At 56.8% G+C, this 14,373-nt stretch carries 15 protein-coding genes; 8 read left to right on the top strand and 7 right to left on the bottom strand.

Going from position 1 to position 14,373, the window contains the following annotated elements; all coding sequences use genetic code 11:
- Nucleotides 1–164 precede the first annotated feature (164 nt).
- The 6 genes from AC3WOK_RS14860 to AC3WOK_RS14835 all read left to right on the top strand — a co-directional run bounded on the left by AC3WOK_RS14860 (nt 165) and on the right by AC3WOK_RS14835 (nt 4,295).
- Nucleotides 165–488 carry an antibiotic biosynthesis monooxygenase family protein gene (locus AC3WOK_RS14860; protein WP_447855048.1) on the top strand — a complete coding sequence of 108 codons (324 nt, stop codon included), beginning with the start codon at nt 165–167 and terminating at the stop codon, nt 486–488.
- Nucleotides 481–876: an amino acid-binding protein gene (locus AC3WOK_RS14855; RefSeq protein ID WP_492354736.1), complete on the top strand. Its 396-nt coding sequence runs from the start codon at nt 481–483 to the stop codon at nt 874–876. Before AC3WOK_RS14860 ends, AC3WOK_RS14855 begins: the two co-directional genes overlap by 8 nt.
- Nucleotides 851–1,546 (top strand): ArsR/SmtB family transcription factor, encoded by a 696-nt coding sequence (locus AC3WOK_RS14850; protein ID WP_492354735.1) that lies wholly within the window; start codon nt 851–853, stop codon nt 1,544–1,546. The genes AC3WOK_RS14855 and AC3WOK_RS14850 overlap by 26 nt, the downstream gene beginning before the upstream one ends.
- Nucleotides 1,547–1,694: 148 nt before the next feature.
- Complete coding sequence (locus AC3WOK_RS14845) at nt 1,695–2,165, top strand: MarR family winged helix-turn-helix transcriptional regulator (RefSeq protein ID WP_059312675.1); 471 nt, start codon at nt 1,695–1,697, stop codon at nt 2,163–2,165.
- Nucleotides 2,162–3,229, top strand: coding sequence for an HlyD family secretion protein (locus AC3WOK_RS14840; protein WP_492354791.1), 1,068 nt, complete (start codon nt 2,162–2,164; stop codon nt 3,227–3,229). The genes AC3WOK_RS14845 and AC3WOK_RS14840 overlap by 4 nt, the downstream gene beginning before the upstream one ends.
- Complete coding sequence (locus AC3WOK_RS14835) at nt 3,219–4,295, top strand: DUF2955 domain-containing protein (protein WP_059312674.1); 1,077 nt, start codon at nt 3,219–3,221, stop codon at nt 4,293–4,295. The genes AC3WOK_RS14840 and AC3WOK_RS14835 overlap by 11 nt, the downstream gene beginning before the upstream one ends.
- Here the strand turns inward: AC3WOK_RS14835 and AC3WOK_RS14830 are convergent.
- Nucleotides 4,292–5,563, bottom strand: a complete 1,272-nt coding sequence (locus AC3WOK_RS14830; RefSeq protein WP_492354734.1) for a DUF445 domain-containing protein — start codon at nt 5,561–5,563, stop codon at nt 4,292–4,294. The two genes, AC3WOK_RS14835 and AC3WOK_RS14830, sit on opposite strands and share 4 nt — an antisense overlap.
- Nucleotides 5,564–5,619: 56 nt before the next feature.
- Complete coding sequence (locus AC3WOK_RS14825) at nt 5,620–6,264, bottom strand: hypothetical protein (RefSeq protein WP_420985784.1); 645 nt, start codon at nt 6,262–6,264, stop codon at nt 5,620–5,622.
- A 207-nt stretch (nt 6,265–6,471) separates the two neighbouring features.
- Between AC3WOK_RS14825 and AC3WOK_RS14820 the strand changes: the two genes are divergently transcribed.
- On the top strand, nt 6,472–7,842 hold the full coding sequence (locus AC3WOK_RS14820) for an NAD-dependent succinate-semialdehyde dehydrogenase (RefSeq protein ID WP_492354733.1): 1,371 nt from the start codon (nt 6,472–6,474) through the stop codon (nt 7,840–7,842).
- Between the two features lie 43 nt (nt 7,843–7,885).
- Here the strand turns inward: AC3WOK_RS14820 and AC3WOK_RS14815 are convergent, their stop codons facing one another.
- Both AC3WOK_RS14815 and AC3WOK_RS14810 read right to left on the bottom strand, forming a co-directional pair.
- A complete protein-coding gene (locus AC3WOK_RS14815; protein ID WP_047346237.1) occupies nt 7,886–8,206 on the bottom strand; it encodes a hypothetical protein in 321 nt (106 codons plus the stop codon).
- Nucleotides 8,206–8,751, bottom strand: a complete 546-nt coding sequence (locus tag AC3WOK_RS14810; RefSeq protein ID WP_492354732.1) for a YfaZ family outer membrane protein — start codon at nt 8,749–8,751, stop codon at nt 8,206–8,208. The genes AC3WOK_RS14815 and AC3WOK_RS14810 overlap by 1 nt, the downstream gene beginning before the upstream one ends.
- 412 nt (nt 8,752–9,163) lie before the next feature.
- Here AC3WOK_RS14810 and AC3WOK_RS14805 point away from each other — a divergent pair, with 412 nt between their 5' ends.
- Nucleotides 9,164–10,522, top strand: a complete 1,359-nt coding sequence (locus AC3WOK_RS14805; RefSeq protein WP_492354731.1) for an esterase-like activity of phytase family protein — start codon at nt 9,164–9,166, stop codon at nt 10,520–10,522.
- Between the two features lie 430 nt (nt 10,523–10,952).
- Here AC3WOK_RS14805 and yjiA read toward each other — a convergent pair whose 3' ends face one another.
- The 3 genes from yjiA to AC3WOK_RS14790 all read right to left on the bottom strand — a co-directional run bounded on the left by yjiA (nt 10,953) and on the right by AC3WOK_RS14790 (nt 14,370).
- Nucleotides 10,953–11,906, bottom strand: coding sequence for a GTPase (gene yjiA / locus AC3WOK_RS14800; RefSeq protein WP_492354730.1), 954 nt, complete (start codon nt 11,904–11,906; stop codon nt 10,953–10,955).
- A 10-nt stretch (nt 11,907–11,916) separates the two neighbouring features.
- On the bottom strand, nt 11,917–12,120 hold the full coding sequence (locus AC3WOK_RS14795; RefSeq protein WP_003856610.1) for a YbdD/YjiX family protein: 204 nt from the start codon (nt 12,118–12,120) through the stop codon (nt 11,917–11,919).
- Nucleotides 12,121–12,216: 96 nt separating this feature from the next.
- Nucleotides 12,217–14,370 (bottom strand): carbon starvation CstA family protein, encoded by a 2,154-nt coding sequence (locus AC3WOK_RS14790; RefSeq protein WP_059312666.1) that lies wholly within the window; start codon nt 14,368–14,370, stop codon nt 12,217–12,219.
- Nucleotides 14,371–14,373: the final 3 nt, after the last annotated feature.

The following is a 14,373-nucleotide window of genomic DNA, read 5'->3' as shown; positions in this document are numbered from 1 at the left end:
ATAATGTACGGCATTTATCCGTACATTAATCATAGGTGCGTCATCACCGGAATTCAACGAGAAGTTGAGCACAGCGCCATCTGTCTTAACACTTCGCTCCTTACCGAAGCATTGTGTTTTTTCCTCCTGCATTCTCTCCTCACCCTTACAACGGAGAGACACCCATGATTGCAGTCCTTTTTGAAGCCAAAGCGGAGCCTCATCATCAGGCGCGCTACCTGCAGCTTGCCGCCGAACTCAAGCCTTTGCTGGCGGATATCGACGGCTTTATTGATATCGAACGTTTTCAGAGCCTGACCACCGACGGCAAAATTCTCTCGCTCTCCTGGTGGCGTGACGAAGAGGCTATACGTCGCTGGAAGCAGAACGCGTTTCACCAGGCGGCGCAGGCCGAAGGGCGGGAGTCGATTTTCGCGTACTACCGCATTCGCGTGGCGCAGGTGGTGCGGGAGTACAGTTCCGAAACCGGAGGGCATAGCGATGTATGACGTTCATGTGATTTTTAGCGATATCCCCGGTGAACTGGCGCGCTTTGGACAGCTGCTGGGCCGCAACGGTGTAGGGCTGGAAGGCGGTGGCGTATTTGGCACGCATGCCCACTTCCTGGTGGAAGAGGGGGAAAAGGCTCGTCGCGTGCTGACCGATGGCGGGTTCAACGTGCAGGACGTACGCAAGCCGGTTATCAGAAAACTCAAGCAGGAGCGTCCCGGCGAGCTGGGTGAAATTGCGGCGGCGCTGGCCGCAAAGGGCGTGTCAATCCTGACCCAGTACAGCGACCATGCGAATCACCTTATTCTGCTGACGGATGATGATAAGCTGGCCGCAGAGATCACCGAACCCTGGGCGACGAATGTTAAAGACGAGCTTACCCCCTGATAACAGCGCGGCGCTGGAGCAGGCCGTTGCCGCGGTGGCGGCGGCAATGGCCGATCCGTCGCGCGTGAAGATGCTCTGCGCGCTGATGGACGGGCGGGCGTGGACGGCGACCGAACTGAGCGCTGCGGCAGAGGTGGCGCCGTCGACCGCCAGCGGGCATCTCGCCCGGCTGGTGGAAGGGAAGTTGATTACCTGCCTGTCTCAGGGGAGACACCGCTATTATCGCCTTGCCGGGCACGACGTGGCGGCGCTGGTCGAGCAGATGATGGGGCTCTCCTGGAGCCGCATCACGCCGCCGGAAACCTCGGCGCCAAAAGCCCTGCGTGAAGCCCGGACCTGCTACGACCATCTTGCGGGCGCGGTGGCCGTGCAGATCTATGAGTTCATGCAGGCGGAAGGCTGGCTTGAGGCAGACGGTTCAGCGCTCACGCTACATGGCCGCGAGCAGTTTCTGACGCTCGGCATTCCGCTAAGTTCTCATCCCCGCCGCAAGGCCTGCTGCGCCTGCCTGGACTGGAGCGAGCGGAGGTTTCATCTTGGCGGTGAGGCCGGCGCGGCGCTGCTCATGCATCTGGAAAGTAAAGGCTGGATCCAGCGGGTGGCGGGGTACAGGGAGGTGGTGGTGACGGCGTCGGGGAAAAGTGCCGTCAGGAAGCATTTTAGCCGCTAAACTTTGCTGCGGGCTGGTGCCCTCACCCCGGCCCTCTCCCACGGGGAGAGGGAGACATCATTTCGCAATTCCTGCGCTTTAACTTCTCGTTTCTTGATACTTACCCTGATAACTATTATCGTGACTGCGTGTGACGAGAGGTTTCCCCATGAGTGAAGAAGAACTGTTCTGCCGCAGGCCGATGGGCATGCGGATGGCGATGATCGTGCGCCAGTGGCGCGCCGTGATTGACGACGCCATTCTCGATACCGGGTTAACCCAGTCGAGCTGGACGGTGATGATGCAGCTGCATCAGCTAGGGGATAACGTCTCGGTGAGTGAGCTGGCGGAGGTGCAGGGCATTGAACTGCCGCCGCTGATGCGCACCCTGACACAGCTGGAAAAACAGGGTTACCTGCTGCGCACCGTATCGCCTTATGACAAGCGCATCCGGCTTCTGACGCTGACGCCTGAGGGAAAAGCTGTACTTAAAAGGCTCACCCAGGTCATTGAGACGCTTCAGACGCGCGTATCGCAAAATATCGCGCCGGAACATCTCGACGTTTTCAGCGCCACCCTGAATCAAATCGCCTGCAATTTGCGGACAATCCGCGAAGAAGATAACAAGACCGAAAAATAATGACTCCTGAACAAAAGTTTGCCCGCTGGGTAAGGGTGAGTATTGCCTCTTTCCTGCTGATGTTTGTCTACTTTGTCGTCGCCGACATCTGGATCCCGCTGACGCCGGACTCCACCGTGATGCGCGTGGTAACGCCGGTTTCTCCGCGCGTTTCCGGCTATGTGGCGGCCGTGCATGTGCACAACAACAGCCAGGTGAAGCGGGGCGATCTGCTGTTTGAGCTCGATGACACGCCGTTTCGCAATAAAGTGGAAGCGGCGCAAATCGCGCTCGAGCAGGCTCGCCTTTCCAACGAACAGCTGGACGCGCAGATCGCCGCCGCGCAGGCCAGCCTGAAAACCGCGGTGCTGACCGCGCGTAACGACAAAGTGACCTTCGATCGCTACCAGAAGCTGAGCACGCTACAGAACGTCTCGCAGTCGGATCTGGATAAGGTCCGCACGACCTGGCAGAGCAGCGAGCAGTCCGTCAGCTCGATTCAGGCGAACATCCAGAACCTGCGCATTCAGCGCGGCGAGCGGGACGAGCACCGCAACGTGACGCTGCAAAAATACCGTAACGCGCTGGACGAAGCGGAGCTGAACCTCGGCTGGACGAAGGTCTACGCCCAGGCGGACGGCACGGTCAGCAACCTGCAGCTAAGCCCCGGTTTTTATGCCACCTCCGGCTCGGCCGCGCTGGCGCTGGTGAACAACCAGACCGATATCGTGGCCGATTTTCGTGAAAAAAGCCTGCGCCATACCCACCAGGGCACCGATGCCGCGGTGGTGTTTGACGCCTTCCCGGGGCACGTTTTTCGCGCCCACGTGACCAGCAGCGACGCGGGGATCCTCGCCGGTCAGGAGGCCGTTAACGGCCAGCTTTCCGAGCCAGAAACCTCTAACCGCTGGGTACGTGACGCCCAGCGAATGCGCATTCACGTGACGCTGGACGAGCCGCTGCCGAAGCATCTGCCGACCGGCGCCCGCGCGACCGTGCAGCTTTACAATAGCGAAGGGCCGTTAGCGCGCTTCTTCTCCGGGATGCAAATACACCTGGTGAGCCTGCTTCACTATGTCTATTAGCACCCTGGCGCGGGTATTTACCCCGCACGGCAACATCGTCTATACGGCAAACGACTTTCGCCAGACTCTGCGCATCGTCTTTGCCGGGATGATTGCGCTCAGCATCTCCAGCTTTTACAACACTAGCTACGGCGTCTTTTTTGTGGTCTACCCGATCATGCTGCTTTCGCTGGTCCCGGTGTTTAACCGCCACGTGGCGAAGCAGTTTATCTTCAGCGCATCGCTCAACTGCGTGGAAATGGTGATTATTATCGGCTATCTGTCGCAATGGCCGGTCATCATGACGCTGGTGGTGTTTGCCCTGTACGTGATGCGCTTTCGCTTTATGAGCAAGGGGCCGCTGTTTCTGTTCGGTTCAATGGGCGTGGTGTGCCAGAGCGTGATGCTCAATTTTATGAGCTACCCCACCACCAACTGGCACACGCTGCTGTTTTCCAACATCGAAGCAAGCGTGATGGCGGTGTGCCTGAGCGCGCTGATGAATTATCTTCTGCCGGACGTCGAGCCGCGCAGGCCACCGCCGCTGATCGATAAAGATGACGCCCGCGTGCGCCACGAGTCGCTGCTCTCCGGCACCGTTGCGACGCTGATTTTCGTCGTTTTTCAGATGAGCGATTTAAGCGATTCGCTTTCGGCGCTGATGGCGGGGATTTTAATCCTGTTCCCGATGCACTATCGCGGCGCGGTGATGAGCTCCATCTGGCGCGTGGTCGGCGTGGTGCTGGGCTGTCTCTATATTCTGGTCGTCCAACTCATCCTCTACGACCACAGCAGCCATATGCTGCTGATGATGCCGCTGATCGGCCTCGGGCTGGCGTTTGGCGCGCGCCTGCACGTGATGGAGAAGGTCGGTGCCGGCGTGGGGTTCTCCAGCATTACCACCATCGGCATTATGTTCGGGCAGAACATGCACCCGGACAGCGACCTGGTGTTCAGCGATCTCTATCGCATCACCTCCGTCACCTTTTCGCTGGTGGCAACGCTGACGATGGTCTTTCTGGTGCATTTGATCCTGAATCGCTTCGAGGCGACGCGCTACATCATCGCGCCGCCTAAAGCCGATTAATGCCCCAGCACGGCGGGGAGTTGTGAAAATAAAAACAGGACCAGACCAATCGTCCCGCCCACCAGCGTGCCGTTGACGCGGATAAACTGCAGGTCCTTGCCGATGTTCAGCTCAATCTGCCGGGACATGTCTTTGGCGTCCCAGCTTTTGACCGTGTCGCTGATGTGGCGGGTCAGAAACGCCGCGAAATCCGGCGCGAGGCGGTGCGCGGCCTGTTCCAGATGCTCGTTCAGAGACGCCCGCAGGCTGGCGTCGTTTGTTAGCGTTTCGCCAAACCACAGCCCGGCGTTGGCGATGCGCTGCTTCACGCGCGAGTCTTCACTCTGCATATCCGCCTTCAGCCACTGGCGCAGGTCGGCCCACATCTCGCCCAGATAGCGGTTAAACGCCTCGTCGTTTTTCAGGTAGTGCTTGATGTTGTCGGCTTTTGCCGCCATTTCCGGATCGTTTTTCAGGTTGTCGATAAGCTTCAGCGTGGCGCGGTCGAACGCCTGGCGGATCTGGTGCGTGCGGTCGTGGCTGATGTCGTCCAGCAGCGTGTTCACCGCGTTCGACACCATCTCCGCGCTTTGATCGCCCAGCCACTCGGTGGGCAGCACCATCGCTTTGCGCGGGTGCTCGGTCTTCAGCCAGTGGACAATCTGGTCGGCAATAAAGTCCCGCGTGCTTTCCCGCTGAATCAGGGTAATCAGGCGGTTGATGATGGCGTCCAGCAGCACCTGGTGGCGATTGTTTTTGGTCATGCTCTCCAGCATCACGGCGCTGGTTTCGGTGAAGTCGACCTTGTCGATGGCCTTATGCACCGCGCGTTTGAGCAGACGCTGGATGCGCCCGTCGTCGGTCAGTTCGAGAAAACCGCTCATCACCTGCATCAGATGCAGCCCGACGCGCTGGGCGTTTTCAGGCTTGCTGAACCAGGCTCCTATCATCTGTGCGGGCTTATAGCGGCGGATCAACGCTACCAGCGACTGGGTATCCAGAAACTTCTCCTGCACGAACTGGCCGAGATTGTCGCCAATTCGGTCCCTATTGCGCGGGATGATCGCCGTATGGCGCGAAATAAACGGAATGGGCACCCGGCGGAACAGCGCAACCACGGCAAACCAGTCTGCCAGCGCGCCGACCATCGCCGCCTCGGCAATGGCCTTCACGCCGCGCACCCAGAAGGTCTGCGGCAGGAACAGGGTGGTGATAAACGCCGCGGCGGCAACCAGCAGCAGCGACAGCGCCAGCAGCTTGGCGCGTTTGAGTTCAGCTATTTTTTCCATGGGTTAAGGATAGAGGGAGACGGGGGGAATGTGCAAAGCCCTTAGCTAAACAAAGATTAGTCATTATCATTTAACATATTTTCTTTAATTTTATATGATACAGGCAGCATAACGGCATACTTTATGATGTCGTCAATCTCCTCGATTTCTTGGTTGCTATTTTTGTGAATGTAATCTTCAAAATATTCATAAGCTTTTTTATCAGTAGGTGAAAGTTTCTTTTTTTTGTCTGGAAGTAATGAGCTTGAATAAGAAATAATATCAAACTTTGTTTTTCCTTTTGTTGATATTTGATAAATGGCGGTGCTAAGGAGTTTTTCCCGCAGCATATCTAGTTTTCCGAGGATGGTTTGCTTTTGTGCTACAACAAGATCTCTGTTTAATTTATCAAGAAAATTTTGCTTCTCTAACAGAACGGTGTTTGTTTTGTTAAGTTTTTCATTGAGTTCATTCAAACGATTGCTCGATGCTATGAATTTATTTTTCAATAAGAGATTGTCAGTACTTAATCTACTCTTCTCTGATTCAAGACTAAGCTTTTCTGCTCTTAAGCCTTGCAACTCTTTTTCTTTTTCAAATACGGGGTGTATCGTATTAAAGTAGGCATAAATGCCGAAGGCTAACGTTCCTGTAGTAGCAAATATTGTGCTAATTTTTGATACTCTATCGAAGAAAGCATCGTCATTTTTGAATAGTTTCACTATGTTACCTTGATGGTCTAAATAACTATTGTCAGTAATTAGTAGGTTTCGGATTAATCGATTGATAGTAATTAATGCCATTATCTATCTCAAGAAGAAAATGGCGAGGCGGGAACTTCGAGTCAGCATACATACCAAACTTTACTGTTATTTTCAGTCATGTTGACTACCCTTAATACCCTAAGCGGTAAAACAAGGAGATTCGACATGGCTTATCAGACAGTAAATCCTGCCACTAACCAGCTCATCAAAGAATACCCCTCACATACCGACTCGGATATCGAAGCGGCGCTGAAGGCGGCCGATGCGCTCTACCATTCAGAATGGGCGAAAGGCGACATCAGCCAGCGCCTGCCGGTGCTGCATAAGCTCGCCGACCTGATCGACGAGCGCACCGAGGAGCTGGCGAAAATCGCCAGCCAGGAGATGGGTAAGCTCATCGAACAGAGCCGCGGCGAGGTGAAGCTGTGCGCGCAGATCGCCCGCTACTATGCGGACAACGCGAAGCAGTTCCTCGCCCCGGTGAAGTACCCATCTGAACTTGGGGAAGCGTGGGTGGAGCATCACCCCATCGGCGTGCTGATGGCCGTTGAGCCGTGGAACTTCCCGTATTACCAGCTGATGCGCGTTCTGGCGCCGAACCTGGCGGCAGGTAACCCCGTGCTGGCTAAGCATGCCAGCATCGTGCCGCACTGCGCCGAGGCCTTTGCCCATCTGGTGCGCGAAGCGGGGGCGCCGGAAGGGGCGTGGACTAACCTGTTTATCTCGTCCGATCAGGTGGCGAACATCATCGCCGACGATCGCGTACAGGGTGCCGCGCTGACCGGTTCCGAAAAAGCCGGCAGCGTCGTGGCCGCGCAGGCGGCGAAGCACATCAAGAAATCGACCCTTGAGCTGGGCGGTAACGATGTGTTCGTGGTGCTGGACGATGCCGACCTTGAGAAGGCCGTGAAAATTGGCGTTAACGCGCGGCTCAACAACGCCGGGCAGGTCTGTACCGCGGCGAAGCGCTTTATCCTGCATGAAAAGATTGCAGATGCCTTCCTCAGCAAATTCACCGAGGCGTTTAAGCAGGTGAAGATTGGCGACCCGCTGGATGAAAGCACCACGCTGGGGCCGCTGTCCTCTAAAGATGCGCTGGAAACGCTGACCAAACAGGTTAACGAGGCGGTGAAAAACGGCGCGACGCTGCACTATGGCGGCAAGCCGGTGCAGCGCGACGGGAGCTTCTTCGAGCCGACGATCCTGACGAATATCTCGCGCGATAATCCGGCTTACTTCGAGGAGTTCTTCGGCCCGGTGGCGCAGATGTACGTGGTGAAAAACGACGACGAGGCGGTAGCCCTGGCGAACGATTCCCACTACGGCCTGGGCGGCGCGGTGTTTAGCCAGGATATCGAACGCGCGAAGAAAATGGCGTCGCGGATCGAGACCGGGATGGTGTACATCAACTGGCTCACCGATACCGCGCCAGAGCTGCCGTTCGGCGGCGTGAAGCGCTCCGGTTACGGACGCGAGCTGTCGGATCTGGGGATCAAAGAGTTTGTGAACCAGAAGCTGGTGGTGGTGCGTAAGTAAGAGGTAAAAAAAAAACCTGCCAGCCGGCAGGTTTTTTAAAGGTTTATTGCACTTCGATCTTGTCCCAGCCGCTTTTGAACATGCAGCTGTCGACTAACGTACCACGGCGATATTCATTCGCGTCTTCAACCGTGTAGCTCGTGGAAGTGTCCTTTTTCTTTTTCGATTTGTCCGTTTTTTCCGAGCTAGAACCGGTCACGACGTTATCCGGGGGCAGATCGATCAGCGCCTGCGCTTCGCATTCCGTGAGCTTTTTATTCATTTCCGCGTCGCTGACGCCCGGCTTCACCCATTTGTACTGGACGCAGCCGGTGAGCATCAGCGTGAGGCTCAGAACGCAAAGCGCGGTGATGCGGTGTTTCATCAGAAGGTGACCCCACCGCCTACATATGCGCCGTCAATCAGCGTGTGGCCAGGACGGCCGTCTTTACCATCAACGCTCACGTGGCGGTAACCCACTTTCAGGGTTACTGGCGTAATTGGCGTCCAGCTTACGCCGCCGTTGGCTTCAACGTAGTTTTTCACGCTGTTGTTCAGGCCTTCTGGCGCAGCATAGCCTTCACCATACACGTGGATGCTGTCGGTCAGCGCAACGTTTACGCCGCCACCAATCGGGAACGCCACGCCGTTATCGCCTTTTTTCGGGCCAAGGTAGATTGCCTTCGCGCCCGCATTCAGCATCACCGGACCCACTTCCAGGTTGTAGCCTGCGCCAATGCCGCCGGTCTGGGTACCGTCATCGGTGTTTTTGAGCCAGTTACTTTCGAGATAAACACCGGATGAGGATTTACCCATTTCCAGATTGAGGTTAGTAAAGTTTTTACCCTGCTCAACGGTGCCGCCCATTGCCAGTGCGGAACCTGATACGGCAGCCAGGGCAGAAAGAAGAAGGATATTCAGTTTTTTCATGTTTTATGCCTCGTCATTAAATTCATCTGGGCGCACCTTAACAAGTGATGTTTATGACTGCAAATGTGATAGGTATCGCGCTTTTATGCTGGGGTTGTTAATTGTTTTATTTTTAAATGTTGCGGTGGTGTTTTGTTACAAAGGCGTCAACCGGTAATTTTTTCGTCGTTTAGAAGCGGTTTAGTTTTTTGACTAAACATAAACTGAACGAGGCGGGAATAGTGATTTGACTTGAATTAATTGGCTTTCTAATAATTTCCAAAAATGTTTCTGGTGACATACAAAACAACAAAGACTTACAGTTTGGGCGATAAATATACGTTCAGTCGCCCATGCGGTTGCCTATTTCATGTCATTTTTCTGACACGTTTATTCTTTACGTTGTTGGCTTCACTAACTGGATGCTAACAATATGAATAGAAAAATTATTCCTGTGCTTATCGGTTGTGCGCTCTCTTTCTCTGGCCTGGCGGCACAGCCTACGGCTGAACGCTATGTCGTCAGCTTCCCCGAAGGCTCGCACGTGAGCTACAGCGGCGCATTTGCCGATGCGTTCCCGCATGGACTCCCTGTCGGCATTGGCTCTGGGCTGCTGTTTACGGGCAAGCAGGGCGATGCCCTGACCTTTGCAACCGTGACCGATCGCGGTCCGAACGCGGATGCGCCAAAAAGCGGGAAAAACGAAGCCAAAATTTTTGTCACGCCGGATTTCGCGCCCCTGCTGATGACCATTCGCGTCCAGAACGGCAAAGCAGAAGCAACGGACGCCCGACCGCTGCATGACGATAAAGGCGAGATTAACGGTCTGCCGCTGCAAAGCGGCGTGATTGGCTCCACCAATGAAGTGGCATTCAGCGACACGTTAAAGACGCTGAAGGGGGACAACCGCGGGCTGGACACGGAAGGCATCACGCCGGACGGCAAGGGCGGATACTGGCTGTGCGACGAGTATGGCCCGTTCCTGATTAACGTCGACAGCAAAGGGAAGATCCTGGCGATCCACGGGCCGCAGGCGGCAGAAGGGGAGAAATCCATCGCGGGTGGTCTGCCAAACATCATCAAATGGCGCCAGGCGAACCGGGGCTTTGAAGGCCTGACCCGTATGCCGGACGGGCGCATTATCGCCGCCGTACAAAGTACGCTGGATATCGACGGCAAGAGCAAAAAACAGGCGCTGTTTACGCGTCTGGTGAGCTTCGACCCGGCGACCGGGAAAACCGCGATGTACGGTTACCCCATCGACAGCGCGGCCTACGACAAAAACAGCGACGCCAAAATCGGCGACATTGTAGCGCTCGATGACCAGCACATTCTGCTGATTGAGCAGGGAAGCGATAAAAACGACGGGATGCGTAACCTGATTTATAAGGTGGATCTCAGCAAGGCGAGCGACCTGAGCGCCTTCGACAAGCCGGGCGAATACGCGGAGTTTGATGATGAGAAAACCCTGGCGCAGCGCGGCATTACCCTTGCATCTAAAACGCAGGTTGTCGATTTGCGCGCCCTTGGCTGGCAGCAGGAAAAGGCCGAAGGGCTGGCGCTGATCGACAGCAAAACGCTTGCGGTGGCGAACGATAACGACTTTGGCGTGAAGGTGGCGATGCAAAATCCGGTCGAGGGCAAAAAGCTCAAGGATTATCGGGTGAACGCGGAAGGCAAGCTGACGCTTGATGATAAACCGGTTGAAACCACGCTTAGCGTGAAGCCCCTGAAGAAGCCGGAGTCAGACAGCGAGCTGTGGATTTTGACGCTGCCGGAGGCGGTGAAATAAGTATCCCCACAAAATAATGCCTGCACAGACGGCCCCCTCTCCCTTGAGGGAGAGGGCTGGGGTGAGGGGGAACATACGACTCTGGTGGTCATTCCGTTCACTTCATGTTCCTTGCTACTCTGTAACGGCATGACCGGTGAACGTGCCAGGGGGGCTCAATCGCCACCACCCTGGCGACCCGGGCTCCCGGCGGTAAATCGCCGCTTCGCGGTGCCCTCAGCTTATTCCTTCGGGCTATCGGGTCGGGCATGAGCCTGCATCCCTGCAGGCCACGCCCTCTCGGCGCATCCCTGCGCCTCGCCCCGGCCCTACGGAAACGCTTCGGCGATTTACAGCCGGACCAGGACATCGCTGTAATTTATTCATTTTCCTGATACAAAACTCATCGCTTCAGGTTAATAAATTACTGGGGAGAGGGGATGCATAGCGGTTATTTCTTCAGCCCTGCAAACGCCGCCCGAATCTCCTCTTCCGGCAGCTGGATGCCAATAAACACCATCACGCTGTGCGGCGGTTCGTCGCCCCACGGCCTGTCCCAGTCGGCGCTGTACAGACGCTGTACGCCCTGGAACAGCAGGCGGTTCGGTTCGCCGTCAATCCACAGCATCCCTTTGTAGCGCAGCAGCCTGTCGGCAAACGACAGCAGCAGGTTCTCCATGACGCGGGACACCTCGCTGATGTCCACCGGGTAGTCCAGCTCCACCACAATCGACGCCACGTCGTTTTGCTTATCGCCCATAAAGTGGAAGCGCGGTTTTGCGGTGACGTTCTCTTCCAGCATAAAGCCGTTAGTGTTGAACAGCTGAGACAGGTCGATATCGCCGTGCGTCACCGTGTAAACCGGCGCGCGGGAGTTAATGCGCGCCAGGCGCTCGCGCAACTTAACGCTTTCGCCCGCCACGTCGGTTTTGGTCAGCAGGATGCGGTCAGCGTAGCCCACCTGAGACTGGGCGATGGTGAACTGGTTCATCTGGTCGTCGGCGTGGACCGCATCGACCAGGGCAATAACGCCGTCCAGCAGGTAACGCTGGCAAAGAATCTCGTGCGAGAAAAAGGTCTGAATAATCGGCCCCGGGTCGGCCATGCCGGTGCACTCGATTACCAGACGGTCGAAGTCAATATCACCGCGATCGCGGCTGTCGAGCAGGTCCAGCAGGGCGTCTTCCAGCTCGTTAGAGCGGGTACAGCAGATGCAGCCGTTGGTGAGGGTTTTGATCTGGGTGGCGCGATCGCCAATCAGCTGGTCGTCAACGGAGACTTCGCCGAACTCGTTTTCGATGACGGCGATTTTGAAGCCGTGCTGCTCGTTCAGGATGTGGCGCAGCAGGGTGGTTTTACCGGCGCCGAGGAAGCCGGTCAGCAGGGTAACGGCAATCGGGGTCATGGTCTCTCCTTTAGCAGCAGCGGACGCCGCCTTCTCCACTTCCGCCGTAGCGCGCTTCCTGCCGCTCGCGGAAGAATTCGGTGTAGGTCATGTACGGCTTATCCGGATGGTTGGTCTTCATATGCTCAACGTAGTTGTCATAGTCCGGAATGCCAATCAGCATTTTTGCCGCCTGACCGAGGTATTTTTTTGCTTCGCCTAAATTACCAAACATTGTGGGTTCCAGACAGAAAAAGCCCGGTGGCGCTACGCTTACCGGGCCTACAGTTTCTGTGTAGGGCGGGTCAGCGTAGCGCCACCCGCCATTTTTTTAATGGTGTGAAGAGGTCTTCACGCCGCCTTCCGGCACCGGCACGTACGGGGTTTCTTTATCCGTACGTCCTTCGGCGTTACGCACCTTCAGCCAGGTTTTGATGCCGTAGAAGATGATGCTGTACACCACCACCAGGAACAGAATGCTCAGACCCGCGTTGGTGTAGTTGTTCACCACGATATGGTTCATGTTGGCAATCTGCTGCGCGGTCAGATCCGCGCCGCCTGCGGCAATCTTCTCTTTGTACTGGTTAGCCATGAAGAAGAAGCCTTCCAGCTGCGGGTTGGCGCTGAACAGCTTCAGGCCAAGCGCCCAGGTGGTGCAGAGCAGCAGCCACAGCGCAGGTACCACGGTGACCCAGATGTATTTGGTGCGCTTCATCTTCACGAGGACCACGGTACCGAGCACCAGAGCAACGGCTGCGAGCATCTGGTTAGAGATACCGAACAGCGGCCACAGGCTCTTCACGCCGCCGAGCGGGTCGACAACGCCCTGATACAGCAGGTAGCCCCACAGGCCGACGCAGCCCGCGGTACCGAGAATACCGGCGACCAGAGAGTCGGTTTTCTTCAGGAACGGCACGAAGTTACCGAGCAGGTCCTGCAGCATAAAGCGGCCCGCACGGGTACCCGCGTCCAGCGCGGTGAGGATGAACAGCGCTTCGAACAGAATACCGAAGTGGTACCAGAAGCCCATGTCCGCCCACGGCAGCACTTTGTGGAACACGTGTGCGATACCGACGGCCAGCGTCGGTGCGCCACCGGCGCGGTTCAGCACGGACGGTTCGCCGATGTCTTTCGCGGTTTGCATAATCTGCTCAGGCGAAATCACGAAGCCCCAGGAGCTGACGGTCGCCGCTGCGTGTGCGCTTGCGTCTTTCAGCTGCGCCATAATCAGCGCCGCGTTGTCGCCGCCCATCTCGTGCAGGTTTGGCATGGTAATGCCCAGGCCTGCTGGAGGCGTGTTCATCGCGAAGTAGAGACCCGGTTCGATGATGGACGCGGCAACCAGCGCCATGATCGCCACGAAGGACTCCATCAGCATGGCACCGTAGCCGATCAGACGCGCGTCTTTCTCGTTCGCCAGCAGCTTAGGCGTGGTACCGGAGGCAATCAGGGCGTGGAAGCCGGAGACCGCACCGCAGGCGATGGTGATGAACAGGAACGGGAACAGGGCGCCTTTCCACAGCGGGCCGGTACCGTCGATGTACTGGGTCACTGCCGGCATTTTCAGGTCCGGGTTGATCACCAGGATGCCGATTGCCAGACCGACGATCACGCCGATTTTGAGGAAGGTCGCCAGGTAGTCACGCGGCGCCAGAATCAGCCAGACCGGCAGCAGCGCGGAGATAAACGCGTAACCGATCAGCGCGAAGGTGATGGTGGTGTCCTTGAAGGTCAGCGCCGGTCCCCAGTACGGGTCGTGCGCAATCACTCCGCCGAAGTAGATGGAGGCGACCAGCAGCACGATACCAATCACCGACACTTCACCCACGCGTCCCGGACGTAGGAATCGCATGTAGATCCCCATGAACAGCGCAATCGGCACGGTAGAGCAAACGGTGAAGACGCCCCACGGGCTTTCGGCCAGCGCTTTCACCACGATCAGCGCCAGCACCGCGAGGATGATGATCATGATCAGGAAGCAGCCGAACAGGGCGATGGTCCCCGGCACGCGGCCCATCTCTTCTTTGACCATCTCACCCAGAGACGCGCCGTTACGGCGAGAAGAGATAAACAGCACCATAAAATCCTGCACCGCACCCGCCAGCACCACGCCGGCGAGCAGCCACAGGGTACCCGGCAGGTAGCCCATCTGCGCGGCCAGCACCGGGCCGACCAGCGGGCCTGCACCGGCGATAGCGGCAAAGTGGTGACCAAACAGCACGTAGCGGTTGGTTGGCACGTAGTTCAGGCCGTCATTGTTAATGACCGCCGGCGTGGCGCGCGTCGGGTCGAGCTTCATGACCTTCTGCGCGATGTACAAGCTGTAGTAGCGATAAGCCACAAGATAGACGGAAACGGACGCGACCACGATCCACAGGGCGCTTACGTGTTCGCCCCGGCGCAATGCGACAACCGCCAGACAAAAAGCGCCGAGGATCCCGAGTAAGGCCCAGGGCACGTGCTTCAGTAGTTTTTTAGTATCCATAGT

It is taken from the genome of Enterobacter sp. FW301-JW81 (assembly GCF_058788735.1).
Note: the sequence above shows the minus strand (reverse complement) of the source record. Positions and strands in the feature narration are given on the sequence as shown.